Annotated in this window: 14 protein-coding genes, 1 pseudogene and 1 riboswitch; of the genes and pseudogenes, 4 read left to right on the top strand and 11 right to left on the bottom strand. The window is 71.9% G+C overall.

Features of this window, described 5'->3' with window-relative positions:
* Positions 1-180 precede the first annotated feature (180 nt).
* Entirely contained in the window at positions 181-1,140 is a 960-nt protein-coding gene (locus ACZ55A_RS29580) for an SCO0930 family lipoprotein (RefSeq protein ID WP_468846325.1), read from the top strand.
* Here ACZ55A_RS29580 and ACZ55A_RS29585 read toward each other — a convergent pair.
* The 4 genes and pseudogenes from ACZ55A_RS29585 to ACZ55A_RS29600 all read right to left on the bottom strand — a co-directional run bounded on the left by ACZ55A_RS29585 (position 1,118) and on the right by ACZ55A_RS29600 (position 5,113).
* Positions 1,118-2,644: a sodium:solute symporter family protein gene (locus tag ACZ55A_RS29585; RefSeq protein ID WP_468846328.1), complete on the bottom strand. Its 1,527-nt coding sequence runs from the start codon at positions 2,642-2,644 to the stop codon at positions 1,118-1,120. The genes ACZ55A_RS29580 and ACZ55A_RS29585 overlap by 23 nt on opposite strands.
* Positions 2,641-2,898 (bottom strand): DUF3311 domain-containing protein, encoded by a 258-nt coding sequence (locus ACZ55A_RS29590; RefSeq protein ID WP_468846331.1) that lies wholly within the window; start codon positions 2,896-2,898, stop codon positions 2,641-2,643. The genes ACZ55A_RS29585 and ACZ55A_RS29590 overlap by 4 nt, the downstream gene beginning before the upstream one ends.
* 43 nt (positions 2,899-2,941) lie before the next feature.
* A pseudogene (locus tag ACZ55A_RS29595) lies at positions 2,942-3,671 on the bottom strand (class E sortase).
* Positions 3,672-3,814: 143 nt separating this feature from the next.
* Positions 3,815-5,113 carry a DUF445 domain-containing protein gene (locus ACZ55A_RS29600; protein ID WP_468846630.1) on the bottom strand — a complete coding sequence of 433 codons (1,299 nt, stop codon included), beginning with the start codon at positions 5,111-5,113 and terminating at the stop codon, positions 3,815-3,817.
* A gap of 322 nt (positions 5,114-5,435) precedes the next feature.
* On the opposite strand from ACZ55A_RS29600, the gene ACZ55A_RS29605 reads away from it, so the two are divergent.
* Positions 5,436-6,746: an SGNH/GDSL hydrolase family protein gene (locus tag ACZ55A_RS29605; protein WP_468846334.1), complete on the top strand. Its 1,311-nt coding sequence runs from the start codon at positions 5,436-5,438 to the stop codon at positions 6,744-6,746.
* 107 nt (positions 6,747-6,853) lie between these two features.
* The gene (locus ACZ55A_RS29610; protein ID WP_468846337.1) at positions 6,854-7,318 is read left to right on the top strand and encodes a hypothetical protein; all 465 of its coding nucleotides are present in this window, start codon (positions 6,854-6,856) and stop codon (positions 7,316-7,318) included.
* Positions 7,319-7,342: 24 nt separating this feature from the next.
* On the opposite strand, the gene ACZ55A_RS29615 is transcribed toward ACZ55A_RS29610, so the two are convergent.
* The 4 genes from ACZ55A_RS29615 to ACZ55A_RS29630 all read right to left on the bottom strand — a co-directional run bounded on the left by ACZ55A_RS29615 (position 7,343) and on the right by ACZ55A_RS29630 (position 10,834).
* Positions 7,343-8,020: a DUF1707 SHOCT-like domain-containing protein gene (locus ACZ55A_RS29615; RefSeq protein WP_468846339.1), complete on the bottom strand. Its 678-nt coding sequence runs from the start codon at positions 8,018-8,020 to the stop codon at positions 7,343-7,345.
* 9 nt (positions 8,021-8,029) lie between these two features.
* Positions 8,030-9,142, bottom strand: coding sequence for an ABC transporter ATP-binding protein (locus ACZ55A_RS29620; protein ID WP_468846342.1), 1,113 nt, complete (start codon positions 9,140-9,142; stop codon positions 8,030-8,032).
* Positions 9,143-9,192: 50 nt separating this feature from the next.
* Positions 9,193-9,957, bottom strand: a complete 765-nt coding sequence (locus ACZ55A_RS29625) for an ABC transporter permease (protein WP_468846633.1) — start codon at positions 9,955-9,957, stop codon at positions 9,193-9,195.
* A gap of 79 nt (positions 9,958-10,036) precedes the next feature.
* A complete protein-coding gene (locus ACZ55A_RS29630) occupies positions 10,037-10,834 on the bottom strand; it encodes an ABC transporter permease (RefSeq protein ID WP_468846344.1) in 798 nt (265 codons plus the stop codon).
* Between the two features lie 236 nt (positions 10,835-11,070).
* Between ACZ55A_RS29630 and ACZ55A_RS29635 the strand changes: the two genes are divergently transcribed.
* Positions 11,071-13,338, top strand: coding sequence for a transglycosylase domain-containing protein (locus tag ACZ55A_RS29635; protein ID WP_468846636.1), 2,268 nt, complete (start codon positions 11,071-11,073; stop codon positions 13,336-13,338).
* Between the two features lie 26 nt (positions 13,339-13,364).
* Here the strand turns inward: ACZ55A_RS29635 and ACZ55A_RS29640 are convergent, their stop codons facing one another.
* The 3 genes from ACZ55A_RS29640 to ACZ55A_RS29650 all read right to left on the bottom strand — a co-directional run bounded on the left by ACZ55A_RS29640 (position 13,365) and on the right by ACZ55A_RS29650 (position 14,612).
* A complete protein-coding gene (locus ACZ55A_RS29640) occupies positions 13,365-13,685 on the bottom strand; it encodes a DMT family transporter (protein WP_468846347.1) in 321 nt (106 codons plus the stop codon).
* 51 nt (positions 13,686-13,736) lie between these two features.
* A riboswitch (guanidine-III (ykkC-III) riboswitch) is annotated at positions 13,737-13,797 on the bottom strand.
* Positions 13,798-13,853: 56 nt separating this feature from the next.
* Positions 13,854-14,156 (bottom strand): GroES family chaperonin, encoded by a 303-nt coding sequence (locus ACZ55A_RS29645; RefSeq protein WP_048828920.1) that lies wholly within the window; start codon positions 14,154-14,156, stop codon positions 13,854-13,856.
* Between the two features lie 138 nt (positions 14,157-14,294).
* Positions 14,295-14,612 (bottom strand): DUF3618 domain-containing protein, encoded by a 318-nt coding sequence (locus ACZ55A_RS29650; RefSeq protein WP_468846638.1) that lies wholly within the window; start codon positions 14,610-14,612, stop codon positions 14,295-14,297.
* Between the last annotated feature and the right edge of the window lie 148 nt (positions 14,613-14,760).

Genomic DNA, 14,760 nt, shown 5'->3' on the forward strand with positions numbered 1-14,760 from the left:
TTGGCCGCCGGAGAAAAATTTCCGCGCGCCCTGAACGCCCGGCCCCCCGTACGCCGTATCCCCGGGCGACGGCACACCGACCGGCACAGCGACGGCAGCCCGGCCGACAACCGACAGGCACACAACGGCACCACCCATCGACATCGCCCACTGACACTGCCCATCGACATTGGAGACACCATGATCACTCGACGTCGTGCGGGACTCGCGGCCGCGGCGGTCGCGACCCTGGCGCTCACCGCCGCCTGCGGCAACAGCGCCACCCAGGGAGCCGGCACCCCGACCACCGACACCGTCCAGCCGGCCGGCCAGGGCACCAGTGACTACGGCTACGGCTCCTCCGGCTCCGGCCAGGGCGACGGCGGCCAGGCCGGTGGCGACAGCGGCAAGTCCGCACAGACCGGCCCGCGGGCCGGGACGCTGGCGCTGCATCAGGACGCCAAGCTCGGGCCCATCGTCGCCGACTCCAAGGGCATGACCCTCTACCGCTTCGACAAGGACACCGCCAAGCCCCCCAAGTCCAACTGCTCGGGCTCCTGCGCCACCGCCTGGCCGCCGGTGCCGGCCGACGGCGCCTCGGCCCCCGCGGGCATCCCCAAGAGCGCACTGGGCTCGGTCACCCGCGCCGACGGCACCGAGCAGCTGACCATCGGTGGCTGGCCCGCCTACCGCTACGCCAAGGACACCAAGGCCGGGGACACCAAGGGCCAGGGCGTCGGCGGCACATGGGCCGCGCTGACCGCCGAGGGCAAGAAGGCGACCGCCCAGGAGCCGGCCGACGTCTCGGTGGCCAACCAGCCCGAGCTCGGTGAGATCCTCGTCGACGGCAACGGTATGACCCTCTACCGCTTCAACAAGGACAGCGCCTGGCCGATGAAGTTCGGCTGCAACGACGCCTGCCTGGACACCTGGAAGCCCGCCAAGCCCGCCGACCGCTCGAAGCTGAAGGGCATCCCCGCCAAGCTCATCTCCACCGTCACCCGCCCCGACGGCCTGCGTCAGCTCGCCGTCGACTGCTGGCCGGTCTACACCTTCACCGGCGACAAGCAGCCCGGTGACATCAACGGCCAGGGCAAGATGGGCCTGTGGTTCGCGGTCTCCAAGGACGGCAAGAAGATCACGTCGACGCCGACGGGCTGACCGGCGCTTCCGCCGCCGGGGCCTCCCCCCGGGGGAACTCGTCGTCCAGCGCCAGCACTTCGGCGTCCGGCCGCTCGTCCGCCTCCCGCGGCCCGAGCCAGGTGACCGCCAGCGCCACCGCCACATTCACGGCCAGCGCGACGAGCCCCGCGTTCATCCCCCACAGCGGGTCGTGTCCCCCGAAGACCAGGACACAGACCAGAGCGAAGCCCGCCACGAGGCCGCTCACCGCGGCGCACCACGTCAGCCGCCGCCACACCAGCCCCAGCAGCAGCATCGGCACCAGCTGCGCCATGCCCTCGTACGAAATCAAGGACAGCCGCACGAGGGTGTCGGGAACGGTGTAGGTCAGCAGCAGCGCCACCGTCCCGGCCACCACCACGACCAGTTGCGACCACAACTTCTGACGGCCGGCCAGCCGCGGGATCGCGCCCAGTACGCTCCTCCCCCACATCGTGCCGATGACCAGCATGAACACGGCCATCGGCACGATGGAGGAGAGGGCGGCGGCCGCCCCGATCACGGCCACGGCCCAGGCCGGGAGGGAGTCCACCACCAGCTTGAACAGCGCGAGATTGGAGTCCGCGCCGGTCAGCCCCGGCACCACGAACAGCGCCGCCAGGCCCAGCAGCATCGGCACGAACAACAGCACGTTGTAGAACGGGAGGTACAGGGCGTTGCGGCGCAGCACCTCGGCGTTGCGGGCCCCGAGGTAGCCCGCCACGGTCGTCGGAAAGATCACCACCGTGAGGGAGTTGACGACGGTGGTGGTGACGAACCAGACCTGGCCCAGACCGCCCGAGGCATGTCCGGGGAAAGTCAGCCACTGCGACTTCTCGGCGACGAGCCGGTGCAGGAAGGGCCCGTAACCATCGAAGTAGTGCAGCGGCACGTAGATGACGAGGAAGCCGAGGGTGGCGATGACGAGGAGGTCCTTGAGGACGGAGACCCAGGCGCTGCCGCGCAGTCCGCTGATGACGACGAAGGCGGTGGTGACCGCGAAGGCTATGAAGTAGGCCCAGTTCAGGCTGATCGCGCCGTAGGAGACGGTGGAGACGACGACGCCCATACCGGTGATCTGCAACTGGATGTACGGCAGCAGACAGACGGTGGCGAGCAGCGCGACGGCAGCGCCCAGCCAGGGCCGGCGGTAGCGGTGGGCGACGATGTCGGTGATGCCCACCAGGCCGTGCCGGCGGGCGTAGGCCCACAGCATCGGCCCGACGACGTACCCGAGCGCACAGCCGCAGGACATATAGGCCAGCACATAGAGCACCGGGGCGCCGAAGTTGTAGCCCCAGCCGGCCGCGCCGAGGTAGCTGAAGCTCGTATAGCTCTCGCCGGCCATCAGCACCCAGATGAAGACGGTGCCCAGACTCCGGCCGCCCACCGACCACTCGGTGAGGCCTCTGGCGCCTCCCCTCCCCCGCACCGCGAGCAGGCCGAGGACGACGGTGAGCACCATGAAGCCGCCGAAGATCGCGGTGGCGACGGTGGCGTTCACGACCGCTCCCCCGGCAGGTCCCCCGCCAGGCCACGCCTGCGGTCGGCGCGGCGCGCCAGCCACACCGACAGCGGGGTGGCCAGCGTCGCCACCAGCATCCAGAAGACCAGGAAGGGCAGGCCCAGCACGGTCGGGGTCACCCGGTTCACCAGCGGCAGCACCGCCAGGAACAGCACATACGGCAGCAGCAGCCACAGCAGCGCGGGGCGCTTTCGGGAGCCCGGGGACCGGCCCCCGGGAGACTGAATTCGCACGTGGCGAGAGCCTAGACGAACCATGCCGGGGAGGGGCCCGGTCTCACCTCGCCTGCGTCGACCGCAGCACGCCCCAGACCACCAGCCGGTAGGTGGAGGTGTATTCAGGCGTACACGTCGTCAGCGTCAGATAGGCGGCGGGCGCGGTGAACCGGTAGGAGGGGTGCACGCTGCTGTAGGGGACGGCGGCGAGGACGGTGCCGTCCCCCGGGGTGGTCCGCGGCAGGGTGCGGCGGACGACGTAGGTGTAGCGGGCCCCGGCGGTGTCGATGAGGACGGTGTCGCCGGGGCGCAGCCGGTCGAGGTGGCGGAACCGGCTCGCCGTGGGTGTTGCGGTGCCCGGCCAGTGCCGCATTGCCGGCCTCACCGGGCTGTGCGCTGCGCGGATAGTGCCCGACATAGCCCTTGTTGAGGACCGCGGCCCGGCCGGTGCCCTCGGCGACGGGGGCGATGACGCCGAGGCGGGGGATGCGGAGGACGGCATAGGCCAGATCCGGCGCGGGCGGGGCGGCCGTACGCCCTCCCGGCCGGCGGGGACCGCCGTTGCCCCGGCCCGTACCGTCCTCGGGCGCCGGGGACACGACGGAGGACGGCGACGGCGCGCCCTCGCTGTCCTCCCCGCTCTCCGTGTTCTCCGGGTTCTCCCCGTGCTCCCCGTGCTGCCACTGCCGCTCCAGCTGCGCCACTTCGTCCCGGGCCGCGTACTGCGCCTGACGGTTCGTCCACCACAACTGGTGGACGACGAGCAGCAGCAGAACCGCGCCGAGCGTCACGGCCAGCTCCGCGCCCGTCCACAGCGCCCGCGCGGCGGCGGAGCGACGGGTGTGCCGCCGCCCCTGTACGACCACCGGTATCCGCTTCCGCACGGGCCGCACCGTAGGCGCCGGGGGCGGCAACCACCAGAGGCAGTGCGGGATCAGCCGCCCAGGACGTGCGAAACGGTGTAGATGGCCAGCCCGGCCAGCGCGCCGACGACCGTGCCGTTGATACGGATGAACTGGAGGTCACGGCCGATGTGCGCCTCGATCTTCTTCGAGGTGTGCTCGGCGTCCCAGCCGGCGACGGTCTCGGTGATCAGGGCGGTGATCTCGCTCTGGTACGTCGTCACCACATAGACGGCCGCGCCCTCCAGCCAGCCGTCCACCTTGCCCTGCAACCGCTCCTCGGCGGACAGCCGCCGGCCCAGGGACAGCAGCGCCGCCCGCACCCGCAGCCGCAGTTCGCTGCGCTCGTCCTCGGCGGCGGCGACGATCATCGCGCGGACCGCACCCCAGGCCGAGGCGATCAGATCCTGCACCTCGGCGCGGCCCAGCACCTCCGACTTCAGCCGCTCGACCCTGGCCCGGGTGTCCGGGTCGGACTGGAGATCTGCCGCGAAGTCCTTCAGGAAGCGGTCGACGGCGCCGCGCGCCGGATGCTCGGGCATGTCCCGCATCTCGGTGACGAAGCGCAGCAGCTCCTTGTAGACCCGGTCGCCCACCTTGCGGTCGACGAACCGCGGGGTCCATCCGGGGGCGCCGCCGGAGACCGCCGCCATCACGGAGTCGCCGTGCTCGACCAGCCAGTCGTGGGCACGGTGGACGACCAGGTCCACCACCCGCCGGTGGCCGCCCTCGGCGACGACCTTCGCCAGCAGCGTGCCGAGACCGGGCGCGATCTCCTGGGCGTCCGCGCGGCGGGTGATCGCCTCACCGACCACCGCCTGCACATCGGAGTCGCGCAGTACGGTCAGCGCGCCGCGCAGCGCGGTGGACGCCTCGGCGGTGACCCGGTCGGCGTTCTTCGGCTCGGCGAGCCAGCCGCCGAGCCGCCGGCCGATGCCCACCGAACGCAGCCGGCGCCGTACGACCTCGCCGGACAGGAAGTTCTCCCCGACGAAATCGCCCAGGCTCTGCCCCAGTTGGTCCTTCTTCGTCGGAATGATCGCGGTGTGCGGGATCGGCAGCCCCATCGGCCGCTTGAACAGCGCGGTGACCGCGAACCAGTCGGCCAGCGCACCGACCATCCCGGCCTCCGCCGCCGCCGCGACGAACCCCGTCCAGCCGCCCGCCCCGGCATGACCGGCCCAGGTCGCCAGCGCGTAGACCAGCGCGACGGCCAGCAGCAGGCCGGTGGCCAGCGTCTTCATCCGGCGTACCCCGCGCCTGCGCTCCTCGTCGGTCACGCCGTACGCGAAGCCGCCGCCCGGCGCGGCCATCCCCACCATCGGGGTCATTCCGCCCTTCGGCACCATGTCCGCTCTTGTGCGTTCCATCCGCTCCACCGCTCCCACCGTGCCCCCGTCAGCCGTACGGACGAATCCGCGCCGCACGTCCGGCCACCGGTCCGGCCGTAGTCCCACTGTGACCTACTCCCGGAACGAACCACGAGTTCCCCGCGTACCGGCCATGGCGGGATCGAGCGGGGCGCCGGGCGGCGCTCCCGAGGTCCGTGGGATCATGAGGGACCGATCGGACCGCAACGGTGCCGCTGATCATCCGCTGCCCTTTGCCCGCCCGGAGCGTGCAGCTCCGCCTTCCTCAGGAGACGCCCCCCGCATGAAGAAAAGTGTGGGTTTCGCGCTGCTCGCCGGCCTGGCGGCAGTGGTGGTGCTGATCTCGACCGCCATATTCGTCGGCTTCGGCGGCGAGGACGCCGGTCCGGGCAGCTCCCCGCACAAGCAGCGCGACCCGGCGGCGCCCGCGGTCTCCGGGCAGTGGGTCGGCACCTGGTCGGCGGCCGCGGCGGCGGCCGAACCCGGAACCCTCCAGGGGTATGCCGGGATGTCGATCCGCAACGTCGTACACACCAGCGTCGGTGGCTCCGGGGCCCGGATCCAGCTCTCCAACCTCTACGGCACCCGCCCGCTGGTGGTCAGCCATGCCTCGGTGGCGCTGGCCGCGGCGCCCAGCAACCCCACCGCGGCCGAAGGGACGATGCGCCGGCTGAGCTTCGGCGGGCGGCCCGCGGTGACCATCCCGGCGGGCGGCGCGGTCACCAGCGACCCGGCCCGGCTCACGGTCCCCGACGACGCGGACCTCCTGGTCACCACGTACTCCCCCTCCCCGTCGGGCCCGGCCACCTACCACCCGTACGCCCGGCAGACCTCCTACCTGGCGCGCGGCGACCGCACCGAGGACGCCACGGGCGCCGCCTACACCGAGCAGAGCCCGTACTGGCGCTATCTGACCGGCGTGGACGTCTGGAGCACCCGGGCGCGCGGCACGGTCGTCGCGATCGGCGACTCGATCACCGACGGCATCACCTCCACCGCCGGCGCCAACCACCGCTGGACGGACTTCCTCGCGGCACGGCTGCGCAACGAGCCCGGCGCGCCCCGCTACGGCGTCCTCAACCAGGGCATCAGCGGCAACCGCCTGCTGGTCAACGGCAGCCGGTTCTCCCCCAACAACGGCCCCAGCGTCCTGTCCCGCCTGGACCGCGACGCCCTCTCCCGTACGGGCGTGAAGGCGGTCGTCGTCGAGATCGGCCTCAACGACCTCTTCAAGACGCCGCGCCAGCTCGACCCGGAGAAGATCGTCGCGGGCATGCGGCAGATCGTCCGCGAGGCCCACGCCCGCGGTCTGCGCGTCACCGGCTCCACGCTGACGCCGTTCGGCGGACACCGCGGCTACTCCACGCTGCTGAATTCGGTCCGCGAACGGGTCAACCGCATCATCCGCTCCGGCACCGTCTACGACGAGGTCGTCGACTTCGACATGGCCCTCCGCGACCCCGCCGCCCCGGTCCGGCTGCGCCCCGTCTACGACTCCGGTGACCACCTCCACCCCAGCGACGAGGGCTACCGCGCCATGGCCAACGCGCTCAACCTCGACCACCTCAGGCAGTCGGCACCGGCGTCGCTGTAGAGCGCGGCGTCCGGTGCACTGCTCCACGCAGGTGGTTACGTGAAGTGAGCCCCGCTGCGGGCGCGTTCCGCCCCGGGTGACCGGACCGGCCCTGATATTCGAGGGCCATGGTGGAGAAACAGCAGCAGCGGGGTGACCGATCGGCCGGGTCCTGGCTCGCCGTACGTCTGCGCGACGTGCGGTGGGTGACGACGGCGCTGGCGGTTCTGGTGACGGTCGTGGGGTCGCTGCTGTCGGTTCCGTTGCTCGTACTGTCCTCTCCCGAGCCGTCCGAGGAGTACACCGAGTCGACTTCGGTGAGTGGACTGAATCCCTTCGAGCCGAGCAAACCCTCACCGCCCCGCGACAGCCCGACACCCACTCCGACGCCCAGCCCCTCGCTTGCCGTCGGTCCGATCAACATCGCCGTGGATCTGGGGCAGAAGGGCGGCCCCCCGGACTGGATCACCGCGCTGGGTGCGGTGATGACCCCGGCCGTCGCCGGGGCCACCTTTCTGCTCGGGAAGCGCCGAGGGGAGGCCGGCGGGACGACGGAGTCCGGGGAACCGCCTGCCGGGAAACCGGCCGGCTAGCGGAGATGCCGCTCCGCCGTCCCCTCAGCCCAGTTCCTTGCGCTGGTCGCGCTGTTCCTCCCTCAGGGCGCGGCGCTCCGCCTCGGGGAGTTTGCGTTCGACGCTGACGCCGCCCATCAGGGCCAGGCCCTTGACGATCACGCGCGGGGCGCCGGGCTCGCCGGGGGTGCCGTCCTCGCGGGAGTCGAAGCCGCCCATGATGCCCAGGCCGCGGACGTCGACCTCGACGCCCGGCGGGACCACGATGCTCACCCCGCCCATGAGCGCCCAGCAGGTGACCGTGATCTCGGGCCCGGCGAAGTTCGCCTCGCGCAGGTCGATCTCGCCGCCGCCCATGACGCCGACGGCCGTGAAGCGCCGCCCGATGGTCCACCGGCCCTTGCGCTGGAAGCCGCCCATGATGCCGACGCCTACCGAGGAGCCCGCCACACCGCTGACGATCCGCTCGGACCAGGCCGCCACCGCGCCGCTGTCCTTGCGCAGCGACAGCCGCGAGGACGCCGCCGGCGCCGTCGCGGCCGTCGGCAGATCGGCGGTCAGTGGCTCCAACTCCCCGTACGTACGCGCCTTGTAGGCCGCTTCGAGGCGCTCCTCGAACTCCTCCATCACCAGCCGCCCCTCCGCGAGGGCGTCCCGCAGGACCTCCGCGACCCGCTCACGGTCGGCGTCGGAGGCCCGCAATTCAGGGAGGTCTTCAGTCATGCGGACAGACTAAAGGGCTTTCTCGCCGCCCGGCCCGGCTGTACCCGGCCGGCCTCCGCCCGCGTACAGCCGGGCGATCACGCCCTCGATGTCCGGCTCGCGTACCGACAGGTCCACCAGCGGATAGCGTTCGGCGACCGCGGTGACCAGCGGTGCCGCGCTCTGCGCCGCCGGGAAGGCCAGCCACTGGCGGGGGCCTTCGACCTTGACCGTACGGGCGCCGGGGATCCCCTCGATGGGCGGGAGTTCGCGTTCCAGGTCCACCACCAGCGTCCGCTCACCGTCGCCGGCCGCCCGCAGGCCGGCGAGGCCGCCGTCGTAGACCATGTGCCCGTGGTCGATGACCATCACCCGGCGGCACAGCTGCTCGATGTCGGTCAGGTCGTGGGTGGTCAGCAGGACCGTGGTGCCGCGCTCGGCGTTCACCTCGCTCAGGAACTGCCGGACCTTCGCCTTGCTGATGACGTCGAGCCCGATGGTCGGCTCGTCGAGGTAGAGCACCTCGGGGTCGTGCAGCAGCGCCGCCGCGATATCGCCGCGCATCCGCTGCCCGAGGGAGAGCTGGCGTACGGGTACGGCCATCAGCGGGGCCAGGTCCAGCAGTTCCACGCAGCGGTCGAGGTTGGTGCGGTAGACGGCGTCGGGGACCCGGTACATCCGGCGCACCAGCTCGTAGGAGTCCCGCAGCGGCAGGTCCCACCACAGCGTGGTGCGCTGGCCGAAGACCACCCCGATCCGGCGGGCGAGCCGGGTCCGCTCCCGTGCGGGGTCGGCCCCGGCGACCCGCAGCCGGCCGCCGCTGGGCGTGAGGATGCCGGTGAGCATCTTGATGGTGGTGGACTTCCCGGCGCCGTTCGGGCCGATGTAGCCGACCATCTCGCCGCGCGGCACCTGGAAGGTGAGGCCGTCCACGGCCCGCACCTCCTGGCGGATCCGCCGCAGCCGGCCCGCCTTGCGCCGTACCGAGAAGACCTTCTCGACGCCGTCCACCTCGATCAGCGGCTCCGCCCCGGTCAGTGGCTCCGCCCCGGTCCAAGGCTCCCTCCCGGTCCGGGGTTCCACCTCGGTCCGCTGCGCCGTCCCGCTCCGCGGCTCCGTCGCGGCACCGTCACCGTTCACCATGCGCTTCCCCTTCCACCTTCCACCCTCCACCCGCCTCGATCGATGCCCCGTCAGCTGCCCGTGCTCCGGTACGCCCGCAGTCCCAGGCGCCAGGCCAGCGCGGCCCCGGCACACATCAGCGCGGCCACCGCGGGCCCCAGGAAGTCCGCCCACCCCGGCAGCCCCAGCGGATCCTCGCGGCCCAACAGGCGCAGTGCGGGCATCCAGTTGACGAAGGCGAGCGGGACGAGGAAGGTCACCCCGCGCACCAGGTCCCTGGCGAACACCGTCGGCGGGTACTGGAGCAGCGCATTGCCGCCGTACGTGAAGGAGTTCTGCACCTCGGCCGCGTCCTGCGCCCAGAACTGGAAGGCGGCGCCGAGGGCGAACACCGCCGCGAAGATGGCCGTACCGCACAGCACCATCAGCGGCACCATCAGCACCCGGCCCGGCGTCCAGTCCACGTCGAGCCGGGGCAGCGACCAGCCCAGGACCAGCAGCGCCTGGGTGATCCGGCCCAGCCGGCGCAGCGCGAAACGGTCCGCGGCAACCTGCGCGAAGACCGGTACGGGGCGCAGCAGCAGGGTGTCGAGGGTGCCGTCGCGGACCCGCCGGCCCAGCCGCTCCATGCTGCCCAGCAGCAGATCCGCCAGGCCCAGCGCGGTCCCCGACGTGGCGTAGAGAAAGGCCACTTCGGGCAGCGAGAAGCCGCCGAGGGCGTCGATCTGCGAGAACATCAGCATGATCGTGACGAAGTCCAGCAGGCAGGCGGCGAAGTTGCCGGCCGTCAGCATCACGAACGACGCCCGGTAGGCGAGCGTGGAACGCACCCACATCCGGACGATCAGCCCGTACGCAAACAGCCCCACGGCCAGCCGGCTTTCACCGGTCCCGGCCCTGGAGTACGCCTTCCCTCTAACCACCCTGCACCACCACCTTGCGGGTCGCCGCCGACTGCACCAGCCGGCCCAGCGCCAGCAGCGCCGCGCCCCACGCCGCCTGGAACACCAGCCCGCGCACCAGCGCACCCCCGCCGCGCACCCCCACCAGCACATCGGCCGGCACCTGGAGGATCGCCGCCCACGGCAGCAGCTGGGCGATCTCCCCGAAACCGCCGGGGAAGGCCCGCAGCGGCAGCAGCATCCCCGAGAAGAACAGACAGGCCAGGCCGGTGACCAGGGCCAGCCCCGAGCCGTCCAGCAGCCAGAACGAGGCCAGCGCGACCAGATACCGCAGGGCGAAGCTCACCACCACCCCGAGCAGCACCGACAGCAGGAACCAGCCCCAGGTCAGCGGATCGCCGGGCAGCGCCAGCGGGAAGCACAGCGCGCCCACCGCCATCGGCGCCACCCCTCGGCCGATCAGTTGCAGCACCGCCCGCCCCAGATCCGCGGAGAGCCACCACACCTGGAGATCCGCGGGCCGGTAGAGGTCGACCGCGATATCGCCGGTGCGGATCCGCTCCTGGAGCTCGTCGATGCCCCCGCCGACCATCAGCGACGAGGCCGCCAACAGCGCCTGCGTGGTCCAGACGAACGTCAGCGCCTGCGCCTGGTCGTAGCCGCCCAGATGCGGCCGCGCGTCCCACAGGGCGCGATAGGTGTAGGCGACGATGAAACCGAAGACGGTGTTGGTGAACACGCCCGCCACCGTGGCCACTCGATAGGTGGCGTACCGCCGGAAGCTGCCGGCCGCCACCGCCACGTACCACACACGCTCACCCGGCCTGTTCCCGTCCGACGGCAAAGCACCGGAGCCTAAGTCGCGGAGGCCGCGGGCACCATCGATTTATCACCGCTTCGGGTGAGCCATGGGCGCCATTCAGCCGGTCGGGCCGCGGTCCTGGGTGCGCGCCACCCCGTCCGACCGGGGCGGATGATGCGAAAGTTACCCAACGGGCGACAGTAGCTTTTCCCGGCGTACGGCGCGAACCCCCCAACACGACACCAATCCCCCGCCGTGGTACAACCTTCGGCGGCGGCCGAGGAGTCCATACAGACATGAGCGGACCACGCACAGGCTGGCGCCGGGCCCTCCCCAGCTGGCGCACGGTGCTCGGCACCGTGCTGCTGTTTCTGCTGCTCGTCATCGGCGCACTGATCGCCGGCTACCTCCTCGTGGACATCCCGCCGGCCAACAGCGCCGCCAGGGCCCAGAGCAACGTCTACCTCTACTCCGACGGGTCCGAGCTGGCCCGCGACGGCGAGGTCAACCGGCAGAACGTGCGGCTCAGCCAGATCCCCAAGGACGTCCAGCAGGCCGTACTCGCCGCCGAGGACCGCGACTTCTACTCGGAGTCCGCGGTCGACCCCGCCGCGATGCTGCGGGCCGCCTGGAACACCGTCACCGGCAAGGGCAAGCAGTCCGGCTCCACCATCACCCAGCAGTACGTGAAGAACTACTACCTCGGCCAGGAACAGACCCTCACCCGCAAGGCCAAGGAGTTCTTCATCGCCATCAAACTGGACCGCGAGGTGAGCAAGGACAACATCCTGCTCGGCTACCTCAACTCCAGCTACTACGGCCGCAACGCCTACGGCATCCAGGCCGCCGCCCAGGCCTACTACGGCTGCGACTCCGAGCAGCTGACCACCGCTCAGGGCGCCTACCTCGCCGCCCTCCTCAACGCCCCCAGCGCCTACGACCTCACCGCACACCCCGGGAACCGGCCGCGGGTACTGGCCCGTTGGAACTACGTACTGGACGGCATGGTCAAGCAGAAGTGGCTCAGCCCCGGCGAGCGGGCCGCCATGCAGTTCCCCGCCCCCAGGCCCGCCAGGACCTCCCCCGGCCTCACCGGCCAGCGCGGCTACCTCGTCGAGGCCGTCAAGGACTACCTCACCGACCACAAGGTCCTCGACGAGAACACCCTGCGGACCGGCGGCTACCGCATCACCACAACGATCAGCAAGCGACGCCAGAAAGCCTTCGTCACCGCGGTCAACACCCGCCTGATGGACCGGCTCGACGACTCCCGCACCGTCGACGGCTACGTCCGGGCCGGCGGCGCCTCCATCGACCCCGGAAGCGGCCGGGTGGTCGCCCTCTACGGCGGCATCGACTACGCCCGGCAGTACGTCAACGGCGCCACCCGCAGCGACTACCAGGTCGGCTCCACCTTCAAGCCGATCGTCTTCGCCGCCGCCGTGACGCACCACTCCACCACCCAGGACGGCACCCCGATCACCCCCAACACCCTCTACGACGGCACCAACAAGCGGATGACGGTCAGCCACGGCCACGCCACCGGCTTCGCGCCCGCCAACGAGGACGACCGCTCCTACGGGCCGATCACCGTCACCGAGGCCACCGACAAGTCCGTCAACGCCGTCTACGCCCAGATGGGCATCGACGTCGGCCCCGACAAGGTCAAGGAAACCGCCGTCGACCTGGGCATCCCCGCCGGCACCCCCAGCCTCGCCGCCTCCCGGGGCGCGGTCTCCCTGGGCACCGCCACCCCCAGCGTCCTGGACATGACGCAGGTCTACGCCACCCTCGCCCAGCACGGCACCCGGCGCCCGTACACCCTCGTCGACAAGGTCACCAAGAGCGACGAGGAGATCGAGCTGCCCGAGCGCGAACGCACCCGCGCCGTCCCGCGCGAGGCCGCCGACACCACCACCGCGATCCTGCGCAGCGTCGTCGACGGCGGGACCGGCACCGCCGCCCAGGGCGCCGGACGGCCCGCCGCGGGCAAGACCGGCACCGCCGAGCGGGACAAGGCCGCATGGTTCGCGGGCTACACGCCCGATCTCGCCACCGTCGTCGCCGTACTGGGCCAGAACCCGGAGAGCGCCGCACAGGAGCCGCTGTACGGCGCGGCGGGCCTGTCGCGGGTCAACGGCGGCGACTTCCCCGCCGAGATCTGGGCCGACTACACCGCGGCGGCGCTGCGCGGCCACCCGGTCCGCGACTTCGATCTGCAACTGGCCGACGGCGCCGACGCCTCACCCTCCGTGGAGCCCTCCGACAGCGAGTCGGCCTCCCCCAGCGCCTCGGACTCCGCCTCCCCCGGCGCCTCCGGCTCCCCCACCCGCCCCGCGCCGACCACCGGAGCCCCGACCCCGCCCGCCACCGAGCCGCCCACCCCCACCTTCCCGCCCCGGACCCCGCCCACCACCGAGCCCACGGACGACTTCCCGACCGTGGGCCCGGGCGGCGACGACCTGGAACGGCGCTTGCGGTCACGCTGGTGGACGGCCATGGCCGGGGGCTAGATGTACGCGGCGCCGGGCCGGCGTCCTCAGTGCCCCGACGTCGCCTTGAGGCCGACCACCGCCACCAGCAGCAGACCGACGAAGAAGATCCGGGCGGCCGTGGCCGGCTCGCCGAGCACCAGCATCCCCACCACCGCCGCACCCGCCGCCCCTATGCCCACCCACACCCCGTAGGCGGTACCGACGGGCAGGCTCCGGGCCGCGTACGAGAGCAGCAGCATGCTGGCGACGATGCCCGCACCAGTGAACACGCTGGGCCACAGCCGGGTGAAGCCGTCGGTGAACTTCAGCCCCACCGACCAGCCGACCTCCAGCAGACCGGCGACCACGAGCAGGATCCACGCCATGACAGCACCTCCAGGCACGAGCTCGAACGCGAGCTCACGAACTTCCACAGGGGTGCGTCGTCTTGTCCTGACCCGGTACGGCGCGTCTCGTCGGGTGCTTCCCGAGGCTAGCAAAGGGCAGCAAAACGGGCGGTGACACCCGTCACCGCCCGCTACAGACCCAGAGATCTAGAGATACAGCCCCGTCGCGTCCTCCGCGCCCTCCAGCCGCTCCGCGGCCACCGCATGCAGATCGCGCTCACGCATCAGCACATACGCCACACCACGCACCTCGACCTCGGCCCGGTCCTCCGGGTCGTACAGCACCCGGTCCCCCACCTCGACGGTCCGCACGTTCTGCCCGACCGCGACCACCTCGGCCCAGGCCAGGCGCCGGCCGACGGCCGCGGTCGCGGGGATGACGATGCCACCGGACGAGCGCCGCTCGCCCTCGGGAATGTCCGTCCGTACCAGCACACGGTCGTGCAGCATCCGGATCGGCAGCTTGTCGTGGGTGTCCTTGGTGTTATTCGGGCTCACGGCACGACCGTACCTGCCCCGCGGGACCCGGCACGCACCACGGGCCCGGTCGGGCGCCGCGGCAGGCGGCAAACGGGCGGTCGGCGCCGGTCAGCGGCGCCGCCGGGTGCGCAGCGTCAGCAGACCGACCACGGCCACACCGATCATGGCCACCGGAATGATCCGCTCCAGCCGCGGTGTACCGTCCTCCGCCACCAACTGCCCCCGGACGTCCGAGACCGCACGGTTGGCGGCCACATACGCCCGCCCCGCCGTACGGTCCACGGCAGCCGCCGCCGTCGCCTTCACCTCGCCCATGATCGTCTTCGGGTGCAGCCGCACCCCGATCTCGTCGAGCGTGACGGCGAGCTCCTGCCGCCTGCGGGCGATGTCCGCCTCGATCTGCGCCGGGGTCCTGGCCTCCGCCACCGCGCTGCCTCCGTCGTCTCGCGCCATTCGTGACGACAGTCTGTCAGCTCACACCCCCACGTGCCCCACAGCACCCCCGTTTCGCGGCACCAACGTGCCCCCGGACCCCGTCCGGCGGCCGTCCGGCCGATGCCGAGGACGTACGGAC

This window comes from Streptomyces sp. NPDC034111, assembly GCF_055575375.1.